We start from the raw sequence: 15634 nt of genomic DNA, 5'->3' as shown, positions 1-15634 counted from the left end.
GGTGCAGCACGAGATCGCTGAGTTCTTTTCTAAACCGATGTAAAAACAGCCCGGATCTGGCTCATGCCAGTCCGGGCTGATTGACAGCTTTCGCTGAAAGACCTGACTTGTCCGCGACAAATATCACGGACCGCCCAGTTCAAATCACGCTCGCGAGAAGAGAGAGCGCAACTTCAGTAACAGTATTGCAGCACCATTCCTGCACTGGTCGGGTGTCCCATGGGGTCACCGTCGCAGCATACCCGAAACAATGGGTAGCAACGTATTACATTCTTAACTGACAGATTGCCGAATTCTCCGGCTTCGGCAGTACCTCGGTTGCTTCTGCAACCGCCCCCATCTTACCATTTGAACCGTATCACGGCGTTTGGTTTGACCGGGTTGACAGATTTACCTTCTGATTTAATCCAATTGGCTGTTTTCGGCAGAGCCGAAATTGGCAAAAGGAGCAGACGTAAAACTGTCTTACATGTTCCACGAACCTTGCGGCCCGAAAAACGGTTTTTAATAGATGTAGCGAATCTGGTCAGACCAGTACCGCTCCATACGCTTGAGGGAACCAGTGATATCCTCGATCCCTTCGGCGCTGATTACGCCTTTGTTTTCCAGACCCTCAGCATGACGTGAAAACAGCGACGCAACGATGTCGCGAATTTCACGACCACGGGGGGTCAGGCGAACGCGAACCGACCGACGGTCGATTTCGCAGCGTTGATGGTGCATATAGCCCATCTCCACCAGTTTCTTCAGGTTGTAGCTGACGTTGCTACCCTGATAGTAGCCACGGGTTTTGAGTTCCCCCGCAGTCACTTCATTGTCGCCGATGTTAAACAGCAACAGAGCCTGCACCGCGTTGATGTCAAGGACACCCACGCGTTCAAACTCGTCCTTGATTACATCCAACAACAAGCGGTGCAGACGCTCCACCAGTGCAAGTGCATCAAGATAACCAGTCATGAACCCTTTGCGGTCCAGCTGGCTGATTGGTCGTTCCATACTCATTCAGCATCTCCGAATCGAAATTGCTTCATGACAAATGTGACTGGAATTTCCTGAAAATGCGTTAAACCGGATTTCTCTTTTATTTTTGGTATGTTCTAGAGATTTCATCGATCAGAGCGTTAAACCGTTCCGGTGCCGGTGCCTGACCCGTTACCCATTGGTAAAGATCCTGATCGTTTTCCCGCAAAAGGTGATCGTATTCACCCAGTTGCGCGTCGGTCATTTCAGCCAGATTCGCAGCGGCAAAACCAGACAGCAAGATATCCATCTCTTTGATGCCGCGTCTCATGGAGCGCATCGTCAAGCGTTTGATGCGAATTTCACGGCTCTCTTCCAGATCAGCCTGCGCCTCGATCATTCTGCGGACTCCTGCGTGGCGACGAGACGGCGCAACGTCTTTTCAAGACGCCCGGCACGTTCGGCCTGTTGGCGCAAGTCTTCGCGCAAGCTACGCAATTCTCGTGCAATTGCTGCCATATCTTCCCCAAGCGTATCCTCGCTTGGTGCCGAAAGATCATCGCCCTCACCAGTCAAAAGCCAGCTCATCGACACATTCAACAGGCCAGACAGCATCGAGAGCTTATTGGCGCGTGGTTCAGACAGATCCTGCTCCCAACCGATCAGTGTGGTTTTCTTCACACCCATGCGGCGGGCCAGCTGCCCTTGGGTCATCCCTGCACTTTCGCGTGCGGCAGCAACGCGATCGCCAAAAGTCGCAGCATCGGGGCCATACCAGTCATTCATAATGTCGGTCATGCGGTCTCTCCTAAGTGGACGACTTGATTGCCGTTTGGCGCCACCCTAAGAGTTTTGAAGATGACATTCAAACCGAGGTCCGACATGTCCATTCTCTCTGCGACACTTTCCCGCGTGAAGCCTTCTCCGACCATTGCCGTCACCAACAAAGCACGCGAATTGAAGGCGGCGGGGCGTGATGTGATCGGCCTCGGCGCAGGTGAACCCGATTTTGACACGCCGCAATCGATCAAAGACGCAGCGGTGCGGGCCATCGCTGAGGGGAAAACCAAGTACACAGCCGTCGACGGTATCCCGGAACTAAAGCAAGCCATCTGCGAGAAGTTCAAGCGTGACAATGGTCTCGAGTATCGCCCCGAGCAGGTCACCGTGAACTCGGGTGGTAAGCAGACGCTCTATAATGCATTGATGGCGACGCTAAATCCGGGGGATGAGGTCATCATCCCCGCGCCTTATTGGGTGAGCTATCCCGATATGGTTCTTCTCGCCGGGGGCACGCCCGTGGCAGTTGAGGCCAGCCTTGAGACCAATTTCAAGCTGACGCCAGATCAGCTCGACGCTGCAATCACTGATAAGACCAAGTGGTTCATCTTTAATTCTCCGTCCAACCCAACCGGTGCCGGCTATTCTCGTACCGAACTGAAGGCGCTGACGGATGTGCTGATGCGCCATCCGCATGTCTGGGTGATGACCGACGATATGTATGAGCATCTTGCGTATGACGACTTTGAGTTCTGCACCCCGGCGCAGGTGGAACCCGGCCTTTATGACCGGACGCTCACATGCAACGGTGTCTCTAAGGCCTACGCAATGACGGGCTGGCGGATTGGCTATGCCGCAGGACCAGAGGCGCTGATTGCCGCCATGCGTAAAGTGCAATCGCAATCTACGTCAAATCCCTGTTCCGTCAGCCAATATGCAGCGCTGGAAGCATTGACGGGTCCGCAGGATTTCCTTGAAAGCAACAACAAGATATTTGTACGCCGCCGCAATCTTGTGGTGTCGATGTTGTCTGAGATCGAGGGGCTCACCTGCCCAGTGCCGGAGGGAGCGTTTTACGTCTACCCTTCCATTGCTGGCCTTATCGGCAAGACAACCCCAAAAGGCGTGGTCATCAATACCGACGAGGATTTTGCAAGCGCCCTCCTGGAAGAAGCTGATGTCGCGGTGGTCTTTGGCGCAGCCTTTGGCCTGTCACCAAATTTCCGCGTGAGCTACGCAACCTCTGACGAGGCGCTCAAAGAAGCCTGTAGCCGCATTCAACGGTTCTGTGCTGCGCTGAGCTGATTTTGCGTGGACCGAGTGCTGCGTGGCAGCGCTCGGTTGCGCGGGCTATTCCTCAAATTTTGAACCATATGAGGTTTTGCGCTGCGCTTCGCGCACCGCGGTGGGGCGGCGGCCGCGCCTGCGGCGCGGCCGCCGCCCGGCCCAACCGGGCCAATGTCGCTTACCCTTGGGTAAGGGACATGCATGGGCGGGAGCTCTCCCGAACAAGTGGCGCTCAAAAACCATTCCTCTTTTCGATTTTTAGCCCCCTTTGCCCTAGAGCTCGGGCCTGATACGTTAAATCGACTGTCCAATCTCTTTCAGGGTTTTCATGACAACTGCCTTACCCGACTACTATTTTCGCATCCGCGAGAACGGTGCAATCGTGTTCCGTCTCGACACCGAGAACCGCAATCGTCGTATTGAAATGGACCAAATCGCGGTGGTGAATCTCAGGAAAGGCGAGATAAAGCCCCACGGCGACACTGTCCTGAGCGCTGAAGATGAAGCCGCAATTGAAGCATGGGTCATTGAACGCACAGAACTGCTGCTGCATCGGGAGGTTGATGACATTCTGCGCACGGTAGACCACCTCAACCTGACCACTCAGTGGGCGCAATCACGGGCCAGCGACGATCAACTTGATGCGGTGACCGACACGCTGCTGTTGGCGATGCATGATCTGCGCAATGTGCTGGTGCGCAAAAAAGCCGACCGTCTGGAGCAGGATCGATAACCCTGCCGCACACGATCGGCCTTTCATGAAAGACGTACGTAATACGCTGAGCGGCCTAGCACGCGTTAGGCGGAGCCGGCCATCGCATCGCTCGGCGGTACATTCCCCGATGGAGGGGTCTGGACGCGCCGTAGTGCGTGGAGCCAAAAACGCAGCAATAGCAGAACACCCGCCGTGCTGAGGCCGAGGATCAACCCGATCCAGACACCGACCCCGCCCATTTCCGCGCGAAACCCGAGGATGTAGGAGGTCGGAACCCCTACCGCCCAATAGCTGAGTGCTGCCATCACCATTGGCACGCCTGTATCCAGCAACCCGCGCAACAGCCCCAGCGCAATCGCCTGCATGCCATCCATCAGCTGAAACAGCCCGGCCATGGCCAAAAGGGACACACCAATTGCGAGGATCTCGGGTTTTTGTGGATCATCTGGATCAAGGAACAGCAGGATCAAAGGTTCCGGCGCAAGAAAGAACACCAACGCTGTTGCCACCGCGATCACCAGAGAGGCCACCGTTACGACAATTGCTCCGCGTACCATATGCGCTTTATCCCCACGGCCCAACGCATTGCCCACACGAATGGTCGCCGCATTGGAGAGCCCAAGATGTGCCATGAATGTAAGACCAGCGACTGAGACCGCGATGCCATGCGCGGCCAGTGGCACCGTGCCGAGCCACCCCATCATCAGGGCAGAGGCGGAGAACAAGCTGACTTCGCACAGAGTTGTCAAACCGATGGGGAGACCATGGCGCACAATCTCACGCATCATCTCCCAGTCAGGGCGTTGCAGATTGCGCAGCAGGTCATGTTCCGGCAAGCGCCACAGGGCGTAGGCCACCACAGCAACAACCGAAACGGATTGTGTCGCCAATGAAGCAAGTGCTGCACCTTGCAGGCCCATCTCCGGCAAGCCGAGATGACCAAAGATCAGCACGTAGTTCACGATTGAATTGACCACCGCAGCCATCACCGTGATCCAAAGCACCACCTGCGTGCGTTCCAGTCCCGCCAGATAGGATTTCAGCACCATCACCAATAGTGCTGGAAAAATCCCCCAACCCGCGATCCGCAGATAGGTACCAGCATCCGCAGCAACCTGTGCTTCTTGTCCTGCCGCCAGAAGGATGGCTTCCGAATACCACATCAAAGGCATCGACAGCACGCCATAGACCACTGACAACCACAGCCCCATACGGGTGGAGCGGCGAATACGGCGATGATCATCCGTCGCCACGGCAGAGGCGACCATAGGCATCACAGCAAAGGCAAAACCAGCACCAAGGATAAACCATACAAAGAAGAACGACTGCGCCAGCGTCACCGCCGCCAACTCATTCACACCGTACCAACCCAGCATGACGGTGTCGGTCAAACCAATGGCAAACTGCGCCAAGTGGCCACCAATCAGCGGCAGGCCAAGGATCGACAGCGCGCGAACATGCCCGCCATAGCTCATCTGATCTGCAGGTTGTGTACTTGCCATTGTATCGGCCTCCTTCATGAGACACAGCCATTAGGACGCGTGCCCTGTATCGACAAGACAGCTTTTCGTACCGATACAATTGCACAAAGATCAGGCAGTCTGAAAACCGGCGAGAGCCCGCCTATAGCGGCTGCTCAGCGGTTCTGTCCGTTTAGAAAGGGTCAGATGCTCCGCAAGAGGAGCTGCAAACAAAGCGCCAAGACCAAGCCACCGGCACAGACCTCCAGGGCTGCGGCAATGCGCGCGCCTCCAGTGCCATCTCCTGACATCATACGCGCCAATAGTCCGCCCCGAACTCCCGCCGCCAGAAGCGCCACACAGAGAGTCACACTGGCGGTGCCGAGCCCCATGGCAAAAGCGCCCGCCACACCGGCCCCAAGCACGTCGAGCCGCCATGTCAAAAGCAATAAGAAAACGGCACCTGTACAGGGACGTGCCGCGATACTGAAGATGATCGCCGCCGCCTCGCGCCATGATCTGAGGTTCTCGGCCTCGCTCAGCGTCGGACCATGGCGATGACCGCAACTGGAGCAGACCTCACCCGGACCATGATCATGGTGGTGATCCGCATGAGTGTGATGATGATCGTGATGCCCATGATCGCCATGATGATCATGGCTGTGCCGCCTCGCATCCCAGAGCCGCCAGCCGCGCCGCAGCCCCCGTAACAGCAGATAGAGCCCCAATAGCGCCATCAACCCGTATGAGACCGGTGCCAGGAGGTTTTCAGCTGTTGCAGTCAGCCGCTCGCGCCCCCAGTCGAACATCCACACACCAGCCAAAACCAGCAGTACCGCAGTTGCGGCCTGCACCAGTGACGACGCCACTGCAAGCGCCGACAGGCGCCATAGTGTCACCGCACGCCCCAGACCATACCCACCGATCACGAGCTTGCCGTGGCCCGGACCTGCAGCATGAAAAAACCCATAGGCGAAACACACGCCCATCAGGCCCCACCATGCCCCGGGTTGGCCACCTTTGAGCGCCCGCAGCCCCCGCGCCATCGCGTTCTGAGCCTCCCGCTGCGCCTCAGCAGCCGCGCGCAAAACCTGATCCGCGCCGCCCAGTCCCCAGAGCCAAATCGCCAGCACAGCAACGGCAACCAGCGTGATCGCTGCGATAATTCCCGGCAGGTGGCGTGTCATTTCTTCAGCTCTCACAATCCAGTGAAACCACTGCCGCAAATGCCGAGCCGACCTCAGGGAAAGCATCCTCGGCCTGTTGCGTTGGCATCGCATAGAGCAGCTCTTCGACAAGCGTATAGGCCTGATCGAGATTGGGCGGCGTGATCGACGCCGAACATGGTCCGGTGACTTCAACTCCCTGGCTCAGATCATATGCAGTATAATATGTCGGATCATACATCCGTGCGGTCACGCCTTCAGCCTTCACCGGTGTCTCTTCGGTGACCAACCGCCGATGACGTGTGATGATGACCCCATCACGCACTTCAGTGCTCAAATGCTCCGGCGCACCAAGATGGAGGTTAAGATCCTGTTGGCTTAGGTAAAGATCACCCTCGAACCCCTCGACCCAGTTCAAATCAAACCCTTTGAGCCGCTCAAGCTCTGCCGGGGTCAACTCACCATCCAGATCATTGTCGAGCATCATATCTTCAAAGACCAGAAGCGTGTAGAAATCGTCGTAGACCCACGTCACCTCGGCGGCTTGCACTATGCCTTCTGCGTCCACCTCAAGCTTCAGGCCGCTATCAACAAAAATATGCGGATGCGCCAACACCGGCAGTGGGGCGGCAAGTGCAAGTAAAGTGGCGACAGGCTTCAGCATATCCGGACCCTAGCCAAGGCTCTGCCGCCGCTCAAGAGAACAAAACGCCGGGTTTCAGAGCTGTGCCAATTTCCGCCATCTGGATCTTGGTTTTCCCTATTGATGCCCCCAATCTTGCGGGTCATCACCATTGCCGGGACTAAGCCCCAGAACATCCCCCTTAGTGGAACAGCCAAGGCCCAACACCGTGCGATTGGCATAGGCAAAATAGGCCACAACCTGATTGATCTCGAGAATTTCGCCATCGCTCAATCCAGCGTCACGGAGCGGTCGTAGATCTGCCTCATCCATATCGGCGGGTTGTTCTGTGAGCTTACGCGCATAATTCATCGCCGCTCTTTCGCTTGCTCTTGGGCAGCGCATTCATGTCCCGCGCCTCGATAGCCGCCCGGATCGCCTCTGCGCGTGTATCGTCCTGCATCAATCGTCTCAGACCTTGGTAATGATGTTCAACGCAGTATTCGCACCCGTTCAGCGAAGACACCCAAACGCCGATCATTTCCAGCACCCATTTGGGCAGCGCATTCCCGCTGTGGTGCAAGACGTTTTTATAGAGCGCCATATGCCCTTCCATCGAATGAGGTCGCAAGGAATGTGCCATCATAATATTGTCGACACTCCCATCCGGGCCGCTCACGCGATCAAAAAGCTTGCGTAATTTTCCAGTTGCCTCGTTAAGCGCAACAGTCTCGATCCAAGCCATCGTGTCCCCCATGCATACTGCAGTCATGCTATTACCATCACGAGGTATTTCAATTGTTAAGGGTCTGCCAAGTTGTAGAGTTTTTGTGAGCACAAGGCCAATATCGCCACGTATGCACCGGTTTGTCGCCAACCCTGGCCATCAACCACACATTCTCTTTGAATCATCCGCCACCGCTACCCATACCTGAAGGAGAGATGGGTCTTCTGAGACAGCCTCCTGTTCAAACCCTGCGACCGTGACCCTATCGTCAGCGGTCACAAATGCCTTTCTCTCCCTTATCCACAAGGGCACGCTGGCCTCTTCCCCCGCCGGACCACATGCGTCATAATGAACGACAATCAAACCCAACGATAAGAGCAGCGACCCGCACATGGCCGACGATCTCCTGAGCCCGTCCTCGTCTGACACCTATGACGCCTCCTCCATCGAAGTCCTCGAGGGTCTCGAACCTGTGCGTCAACGCCCCGGTATGTATATCGGCGGCACCGACGAGCGCGCGCTGCATCATATGGTTGCCGAAATCCTCGATAACTCGATGGACGAGGCCGTCGCAGGTCATGCCAACCGGATTGAGGTCGAACTGCACGAGGATTACTCGCTCACCGTGCGCGACAACGGGCGCGGCATCCCGATCGATCCGCACCCAAAGTTTCCCGACAAATCCGCGCTAGAGGTGATCCTCTGTACTCTGCACGCAGGCGGTAAATTCTCCGGCAAGGCCTATCAGACCTCGGGCGGTCTGCATGGTGTGGGGTCTTCCGTTGTGAATGCACTGTCGGACTCGCTGGTGGTTCAGGTCGCCAAGAACAAGGAGTTGTTTGAGCAGCGATTTTCACGCGGCAAGCCCTTGGGCGGTGTGGAAAGAATCGGTGCGGCCCCCAACCGGCGCGGCACCACCGTAACTTTTCATGCGGATGAGGAGATCTTTGGCTCTCACCGTTTCAAGCCCGCACGCTTGTTCAAACTGGTGCGCTCCAAGGCTTATCTGTTCTCGGGCGTCGAGATCCGCTGGAAATCCGCCATCACGGATGGGGAAACTCCACAAGAGGCCACCTTCCATTTTCCCGGTGGTCTGCGCGACTACTTGACTGAAGTATTGGGCAAATCCTCTGTCTATGCCGATGCGCCCTTTGCGGGCAAAGTCGAATTCCGCGAAAAATTCGGCGAGCCGGGTTATGTGGAATGGGCGATCAACTGGACGCCCTCACGCGACGGGTTCACCCAGAGCTACTGTAACACCGTCCCCACACCCGAGGGCGGCACCCATGTCGCCGGGTTCTGGGCCGCAATCCTCAAGGGCATCAAGGCTTACGGCGAACTGGTCGGCAATAAGAAGGCCGGAAATATCACCCGCGACGACCTGATGGCGGGCGGCTGCGCTCTGGTGTCGTGTTTTATCGCTGATCCCGCGTTCGTCGGCCAGACCAAGGATCGCCTCTCCTCCGAGGGCGCGGCCAAGATGGTCGAAAACTCGGTGCGTGACCATTTCGACAACTGGCTCGCCGCCGACACCAAATCCGCCGGCGCCATCCTCGATTTCCTGATCCTGCGCGCCGAGGAACGCCTGCGCCGCAAGCAAGAAAAAGAGACCCAGCGCAAATCAGCCACCAAGAAGCTGCGCCTGCCCGGCAAGCTCACTGACTGTACCTCCAAGGATCGCGCCGGCACTGAATTGTTCATCGTCGAGGGCGACTCGGCGGGCGGGTCTGGCAAAGGTGCGCGCCACCGTGAATATCAGGCGCTTTTGCCCCTCAAGGGTAAGATCCTGAACGTGCTCGGTGCAGCGTCGGGTAAGCTCACGTCAAACGCCGAAATCCGCGATCTCTGCGAGGCACTGGGCGTGGGACTCGGCACCAAGTTCAACCTCGACGATCTGCGCTATGACAAGATCATCATTATGACCGATGCGGATGTCGACGGCGCCCATATTGCCTCGCTGCTAATGACTTTTTTCTTTACCCAGATGCGCCCGCTTATTGACGGTGGTCACCTCTATCTGGCCTGCCCGCCCCTGTTCCGCCTGACCCAAGGTGCCAAGCGTGTTTATTGCCTCGACGAGGCCGAGCGCGACATGTGGTTGGAGAAGGGTCTGGGCGGCAAAGGCAAGATCGACGTGAGCCGCTTTAAGGGTCTCGGCGAGATGGACGCCAAGGACTTGAAAGAGACCACCATGGACCCCAAGACCCGCAAGTTGATCCGGGTCACCATCGACGAGGACGAACCCGGCGAGACCGGCGATCTGGTCGAGCGCCTGATGGGCAAGAAACCCGAACTGCGCTTTCAGTATATTCAGGAGAATGCGAAGTTCGTGGAAGAGCTGGATGTTTGAGGTACATTACACGCCAATCATAGACCTTTTCTCCCGAAGGGGCTTTATTGCACGAATTGCGCCGGGGATTCACTGTATGAATCCAGCATGATAGCTGGAAGACATGAGCAGTTGGCCCCCGACGAACGACAAGACCAAGAACTGGCCTTCGTATAGTGTATCGCTGAAGCAGCACAGACCGCTTTCGGTTTGGTTTGATCCCGAGATCGTCTGGATGCCGCCCCCAAGCGGTAGGCGTGGACGCCAGTACCGGTTCAGCGATGCCGCGATCCAGACCTGCTCGGTACTGAAGGTGCGTCCGGTATGCCACTGCGGCAAACGACCAACTTCGTAGAGGGTCTATTGTGGTGAGCCGGGCTGGACGGGCAAAAATGGGGGAATTACCCATCTTGCGGATTTTCAAAGATAGAAACCTCCAAGTAAGATGAATGACTATCCCGCCACCGAGCGGTGTCGAGCCGATGCACCGATGAGAGAGGTTATCTCCAAAGCAGGTGTGTCTCAGACTGATGCCCAGCACTCTTTAATCGCGCCGTTTGCAGCACGCCTCGACCCGCAATCGTGCGTGTATATGTCAAGGTGCCGCGCCCTACCATCGCCTGCCAATTCCGCCAAAACACTTGGGCGCGCCGTTTGTGGCCATCAAACCGGGAAGGCACAGCAAAAAACTGGGCATTCCGGCGAAACAAGCCGGAGGGCAGCTGAATCAGGTAGCGCGGGTTTGCGACCGGGTTCAACAGCTCGCGAAGCGTGTCGTGAAACAGGGTCTCTTCAAAACGCGAGGCATTCTGAACCCCGACAGAAAAACCCACCGCTCCCTTTGCGACATACAGGCGAGCATCGTGATCTGTGCGGATCTCCGAGAGTTGCCTCAAGCTCTCCAACACCACGCGTGCCAAACGCAACAACATACGTTCGACTTCCGCTTCAGGGATGGGTTGCCCAATCAGTCCCCGAAACCAATGAGCAACGCCTCTGGGTCGCGGCAAAATAAGCTGGCTTTGCCGCCAGTTTACACAGCTTTCCCGTACCAGCCTTCCTCCGATATCGCCGCCCACATCCAGCGCTTCCGCCCAGTCTGAATGGAGGGTTTCATAGCTTCGAGCCAGTCGTAAGGCTTTGGCATTTTGCACATCAGAGCGCTGCTCTGGTGCAAAATAGGACCGAATTTCACCCGCGTCCCTGTCGATACGGGCAAAGCAGGCAAAACGGCGCACGAGTGCGGTTAAATCCTCCCCCACAACATCCTCGTCAGGAAGGATCGCCAAATGCCAGATATTGGCGCTTTTTTCCGGTGCAAACCGATCAATACGCAAGGCCCGTCCGCGAAGCTGGTTCACAGCGACAAAGCTAGATAAATTAGTGCCAAGTATCAATGAATTAAGAGAGGGAGCATCCCAACCCTGACCGAGAAAAGCCTGCGTACCTATGACGACCCGGACTTTGCCAGAGCGAAACGCCTGATTGGCTCGGGTAACGGCGGCATCGAAACTTCGCCCCATCAGAAGCACATAGCCCGCAGCATCAGGTAGATCCTTGCTTTCGATGCCCTCAGCCAAGCCACGCGGCAACACGATAAATTGACCTGTCATAATCGCCAGATCGCCCGGATCTCCGTCAGCAAGGAGCCGCTGGAACATGCTTGCTGCGTTATAACCGTCGGTCGGAAGCGCAGATTTCAATGACAGCCGGCCAACTCGATCAACCAAAATGGCCTGCCGTAAACCCGGCCCCCGAATACTGCGTTCAAGCGCGTGGATCTCTAGGCAGGCTTGCATCCGAGACGCATCGTCTTGCAGAATTTCCGTGCGCTTGGTGAACTTGCGCGCAGGGAGCGTGATACGATCATTATGTAGCGCGCCAGACCGGGCTAGAACATCTAGGATTGTTGCCGGAAGCTCCTTTTTCAATCCGGCAAACAAGAACTCTAGCCAGCCCCACGACAGCGACGGGATATCCGCGATTTCTATCTGCAACAGACGGCGCGCGTATGTCGGAACAGAGCAACCTGCATCCCGCAGGTAAACCAACATCGCACTGAATAATTGCGCATTGTTTAGGATCTCATCCGCGTGCTTTTTGCAATCCACAATCCAAGAATGTGCGGCGATCTGGGCGAGCATTTCCCGATCTGCACGCAGCTGTGAAAAGCTCTCTGCCTCTTCTTGCACGTTGCGCATATATTGCGCCGAGCAGGTTGTCACAGCCGTGTAAACCAGATCCTGATGTGGACAGAGATCCGACGTTGCCACCAGTTCCGGCGCTGAAATTTCCGCATCAATAGGGCCACAGAGCGCATCGTAGTTTGCCCACTCATGGGCCACGGCATCATAGGGCGGAGTCGCAGTCAGCGAGAGCGTAACGCAATCGTGGTGCTCCGCAAGCTGGCTCAGCGTGTGCCACCAGCTCTTGCGCAAGTGATGCGCCTCATCGAGGCATAGCAACTCACAGGCGGGCAATGCCTCGCCTCGCCGTTGATGGATGCTCTGATAGGTCGAGACCCGAAAGACCACATCCGCCGCCGGATCGGTACTGACATATTGGGAGAGATCAACGTCCGGGTCAGAGAGGAAATCACTCCGCAGCCGGTCAATCCATTGATCCCGCACCAAAAGGCTGGGTGCGAGCACCAACGTGCGAAGCCCAAGCTTTCGGATGATCTCCAAACCCAGCACCGTCTTACCTGCGCCGGGAGCCGCAACGATATGTAGCTTCCGGTCATCTAAATGGGCCTCGAGATCATCCAGAATGCGCGCTTGATAACTGCGCCAGCTATGGCGAAACGCCATTGCGCCCAACAAGCAAGTGATGCTCATCCGTCGAGCCGCCGCAGTTGCGTTTGAAATGCCGCCATAACGCGCTCCAGCTCATCATGGCGACGCATTTTGCAAACAGATAGCGCGTTTTCCAAGATGCTAAGGTAGCTGTCAAACTCCTGTTGATCCGCAGCCCCAACTTCGGTGAACGGATCTTGGGCTGATAGGCGCGCCCATCGCAGGCTCAACTCCGCCATTTTGGGCAGGTAAAAAAAGATAATCTTGCGGAGCGGAGTGATCATGTCGGGCGTGCGTGCAATTTCATTGCGCAAATTTGTAGATGCCGCCGCCAGATCCCAAAAAACCCGTGCCTGCGCGGCGGGCAGTGCTTCTGCCGCCTGTCGAAACTGCTCTGCCCCCCGATCGATCCGGTTCTGAGCGCGCTCCAAACGCGAGAGGTTTGTTTTTCGAAACACTCGAAAAAACCAATTCATCTAAGCCTATCCCAGTGACCTGTTTTAGCATCGCATCCGTTGAGACAGGTAGTCAAAATCAGGCGCAAACTCAAACCCTTCCACCAGAAACCGAACATGCTCTCATCGATGCGCCCTGAAGCATACCTGCTCCCCTAGACCAGAGAACTCAGCACCCACGAGGGCAACCACGCTTTGAGAGGTTTCGAGTTGCACGCCGAAGCATTTTTCGTAGTCTTCGGTCAAGTTTCACATCAACCATTAAGCGAAAATCAGTGTCCTGTCCAAATTGCGGAGCCACCGTCGATCTCCAGATTAAACTGGTGAAAATCACCACATGCGCGTCATGTGGCACAACGCTTTTGTTGGAAGATCAGGGTTTGCGGTCAGCGGGCGCTGCTGGAGCCATGCATGACGTCCCGCAACTCTTTGATGTGGGTGATACGATCATGTGTGACACCACGCAGGTCACCATCCATGGGCATGCTCGGTTCTCCTATGGGCGCGGCTTTTGGGAAGAATTCTGGGGGCTCGATTTTCATCACCAGAGCGTCTGGGTTTCTGTCGATGAAGGCGACGTCATTGTGCAGCGCCCTGCCCCACGCCGCAGCTGGCCTACCGTCACCAGAGCCATGACAGTCGGGCGCGATTTCTCTTATGACGGAACCAATTATACAGTGATCGAAGAAGACAACGCAGAATGTGTGGCCCTGCGCGGCAGCTTTGACGAAGTTCTACAGGTTGGCGCACGGTACCGGTTTATCAACGCGCAGTCTGGTGCAAATGATGTGTTGTCCGGTGAGATCTGCAATGAGGACCAGCGCTGGTTCATCGGCCGCTGGATCGACCCTTTCCTTGTAGTAAACGAGACGCGCCGTGGCTCGTGATCCATCTCTCAGCGCCATTAACTGCACCTCCTGCGGGGCGGGGCTAGACCTCTTGGGCGGTGGGCGTGTGATGGTACATGTCTGTCCCTATTGCGGGACGATGCTGGATGCACATGCTGGCTATAAGGCGTTAAAGCAATTTAAGGACATGCCGCGCCCCGACAGCCCGCTTCGGATTGGCATGTCGGGAACGCTGAGGGGCGCAGAGTACACAATCATTGGCACGATTGGACTACGCGAACGCTACGGTGGTGAAACTTGGACTTGGGTGGATCATCAATTGTATTCCCCCACTCACGGCTATGCGTGGATCACGCTCGAGATGGGGCATTTCATCTGGACCCGACGCCTGCGAGATTTGGTCTGGATGTCATCAGCCACAGTGGAGCGGGCGGAATATCGCCCCACGATCTGGGTCGGGCATGACCGATACCGTTACTTTGAAACGAGCAACAGCGAGGTTACTTTCGCCGAGGGCGAATTTACATGGGCACCCTCAGTTGGGGAGCGCAGCACAACTGTCAGCGTGCTGTCCGACACCGCGATGGTCAGCTTTACGCAAACCAAGACCGAGCGTGAAGTTGAACGCAGCATTTATCTGCGACGCGAGGAGGTAGAGCAGGCCTTTGGTGTCACTGACTTACCAGCCGCGCAAGGCAGCCACCCACTAACTCCCTTGATACAGGGGAAAAACTTCGACTTCTTGCGAATTACGCCCCTTGCGCTTGCTGTGGTCTGCGTGGTGTTGGGCGTGCTTCTCGGAGGCTTGCCCGGGTCGCGCAGCCTCCCCGCGAAATCCGTTCTTGCCAGCGACCTGCCAGTCGAGATCCCGTTTGAAATCACCGACGTTGGCAGGTTGTCACGGATCACAATAGAAGGCGATGTCAGAAACAGTTGGGCATGGGTAGAAATCGAAGTCACAGACCCGGATGACATGCCTGTTTTTGCCGCAGGTCGAGGACTCGAATACTACTTCGGCAATGATGGAGGCGAGTCGTGGATCGAGAACAATCGCACCGGTACTGTCTCCTTTCGCCCCGAAAAGGCTGGCACTCACACATTGTCGCTGGAAATTTCCGAAACCGGAATTTGGGGCCCAACACAAGGTGACAAAGCGCCGGTGAGCAACCTGTCCGTGAGCGTCTATTCGGGTGAGAGTAACGGCGCTTGGCTTTATAGACTGGGCTTCGTTTTTGCAGTAATTGCGGCCGTGCCCTGGTTCATCAGCTATTTTCAGCACCAGCGGCGATGGGCCAAAAGCGACTGGACGGACGAAGAATGAACCTATTCCGCATCGTCTTTCTTAGCCTCAGTCTCGTTGCGATCTGCGTTGCGGGCTACGCCTCCTACAAAGGATACGGCGGTGAAAGCCGCGATCTCGACCGCTCCATCCGCCTTGGCAGCGGCGGTGGCGGCTATCTCAATTCCAACCGCGTCAAATGACGGAGACC

Annotated in this window: 14 protein-coding genes and 2 pseudogenes; 7 read left to right on the top strand and 9 right to left on the bottom strand. The window is 56.4% G+C overall.

Features of this window, described 5'->3' with window-relative positions; all coding sequences use genetic code 11:
* Positions 1 to 504 precede the first annotated feature (504 nt).
* The 3 genes from K529_RS21285 to K529_RS21275 form a co-directional block, all read right to left on the bottom strand.
* The gene (locus tag K529_RS21285; protein WP_009178464.1) at positions 505 to 1002 is read right to left on the bottom strand and encodes a MarR family winged helix-turn-helix transcriptional regulator; all 498 of its coding nucleotides are present in this window, start codon (positions 1000 to 1002) and stop codon (positions 505 to 507) included.
* A 79-nt stretch (positions 1003 to 1081) separates the two neighbouring features.
* The gene (locus K529_RS21280) at positions 1082 to 1360 is read right to left on the bottom strand and encodes a succinate dehydrogenase assembly factor 2 (protein WP_005640084.1); all 279 of its coding nucleotides are present in this window, start codon (positions 1358 to 1360) and stop codon (positions 1082 to 1084) included.
* Positions 1357 to 1758, bottom strand: coding sequence for a helix-turn-helix domain-containing protein (locus K529_RS21275; protein WP_005640082.1), 402 nt, complete (start codon positions 1756 to 1758; stop codon positions 1357 to 1359). The genes K529_RS21280 and K529_RS21275 overlap by 4 nt, the downstream gene beginning before the upstream one ends.
* 84 nt (positions 1759 to 1842) lie before the next feature.
* On the opposite strand from K529_RS21275, the gene K529_RS21270 reads away from it, so the two are divergent.
* Complete coding sequence (locus K529_RS21270; RefSeq protein ID WP_005640078.1) at positions 1843 to 3045, top strand: pyridoxal phosphate-dependent aminotransferase; 1203 nt, start codon at positions 1843 to 1845, stop codon at positions 3043 to 3045.
* 310 nt (positions 3046 to 3355) lie between these two features.
* The gene (locus K529_RS21265; RefSeq protein WP_005613789.1) at positions 3356 to 3760 is read left to right on the top strand and encodes a hypothetical protein; all 405 of its coding nucleotides are present in this window, start codon (positions 3356 to 3358) and stop codon (positions 3758 to 3760) included.
* Positions 3761 to 3825: 65 nt separating this feature from the next.
* Here the strand turns inward: K529_RS21265 and K529_RS21260 are convergent, their stop codons facing one another.
* The 4 genes and pseudogenes from K529_RS21260 to K529_RS21245 all read right to left on the bottom strand — a co-directional run bounded on the left by K529_RS21260 (position 3826) and on the right by K529_RS21245 (position 7735).
* Positions 3826 to 5244, bottom strand: a complete 1419-nt coding sequence (locus K529_RS21260) for an MATE family efflux transporter (protein WP_005613790.1) — start codon at positions 5242 to 5244, stop codon at positions 3826 to 3828.
* A gap of 161 nt (positions 5245 to 5405) precedes the next feature.
* Positions 5406 to 6389, bottom strand: a complete 984-nt coding sequence (locus tag K529_RS21255; protein ID WP_005613792.1) for a nickel/cobalt transporter — start codon at positions 6387 to 6389, stop codon at positions 5406 to 5408.
* 4 nt (positions 6390 to 6393) lie between these two features.
* Positions 6394 to 7032, bottom strand: coding sequence for a DUF1007 family protein (locus K529_RS21250; protein WP_005613794.1), 639 nt, complete (start codon positions 7030 to 7032; stop codon positions 6394 to 6396).
* A 96-nt stretch (positions 7033 to 7128) separates the two neighbouring features.
* Positions 7129 to 7735: pseudogene (locus tag K529_RS21245) on the bottom strand (peroxidase-related enzyme).
* Between the two features lie 373 nt (positions 7736 to 8108).
* On the opposite strand from K529_RS21245, the gene parE reads away from it, so the two are divergent.
* Together parE and K529_RS23350 are read left to right on the top strand one after the other, a co-directional pair.
* The gene (parE, locus tag K529_RS21235) at positions 8109 to 10067 is read left to right on the top strand and encodes a DNA topoisomerase IV subunit B (RefSeq protein ID WP_005613798.1); all 1959 of its coding nucleotides are present in this window, start codon (positions 8109 to 8111) and stop codon (positions 10065 to 10067) included.
* A 103-nt stretch (positions 10068 to 10170) separates the two neighbouring features.
* Positions 10171 to 10412, top strand: a pseudogene (locus K529_RS23350) (transposase); the annotation flags it as partial.
* 134 nt (positions 10413 to 10546) lie between these two features.
* Here the strand turns inward: K529_RS23350 and K529_RS21230 are convergent.
* Together K529_RS21230 and K529_RS21225 are read right to left on the bottom strand one after the other, a co-directional pair.
* Positions 10547 to 12883, bottom strand: coding sequence for a DEAD/DEAH box helicase family protein (locus tag K529_RS21230; protein WP_005613801.1), 2337 nt, complete (start codon positions 12881 to 12883; stop codon positions 10547 to 10549).
* A complete protein-coding gene (locus tag K529_RS21225) occupies positions 12880 to 13317 on the bottom strand; it encodes a hypothetical protein (protein ID WP_005613804.1) in 438 nt (145 codons plus the stop codon). Before K529_RS21225 ends, K529_RS21230 begins: the two co-directional genes overlap by 4 nt.
* Before the next feature lie 302 nt (positions 13318 to 13619).
* Between K529_RS21225 and K529_RS21220 the strand changes: the two genes are divergently transcribed.
* From K529_RS21220 to K529_RS23765, 3 genes are all read left to right on the top strand, one after another.
* A complete protein-coding gene (locus K529_RS21220) occupies positions 13620 to 14183 on the top strand; it encodes a DUF4178 domain-containing protein (protein WP_227512499.1) in 564 nt (187 codons plus the stop codon).
* A 148-nt stretch (positions 14184 to 14331) separates the two neighbouring features.
* The gene (locus tag K529_RS21215; protein WP_157888514.1) at positions 14332 to 15465 is read left to right on the top strand and encodes a DUF4178 domain-containing protein; all 1134 of its coding nucleotides are present in this window, start codon (positions 14332 to 14334) and stop codon (positions 15463 to 15465) included.
* Complete coding sequence (locus K529_RS23765; RefSeq protein WP_040641601.1) at positions 15462 to 15626, top strand: hypothetical protein; 165 nt, start codon at positions 15462 to 15464, stop codon at positions 15624 to 15626. The genes K529_RS21215 and K529_RS23765 overlap by 4 nt, the downstream gene beginning before the upstream one ends.
* Positions 15627 to 15634 lie beyond the last annotated feature (8 nt).

The sequence above is a fragment of the Tritonibacter mobilis F1926 genome (genome assembly GCF_000376545.2).
GTDB classification, from domain to species: domain Bacteria; phylum Pseudomonadota; class Alphaproteobacteria; order Rhodobacterales; family Rhodobacteraceae; genus Epibacterium; species Epibacterium mobile.
This window is presented reverse-complemented; position numbering and strand designations above follow the sequence as displayed.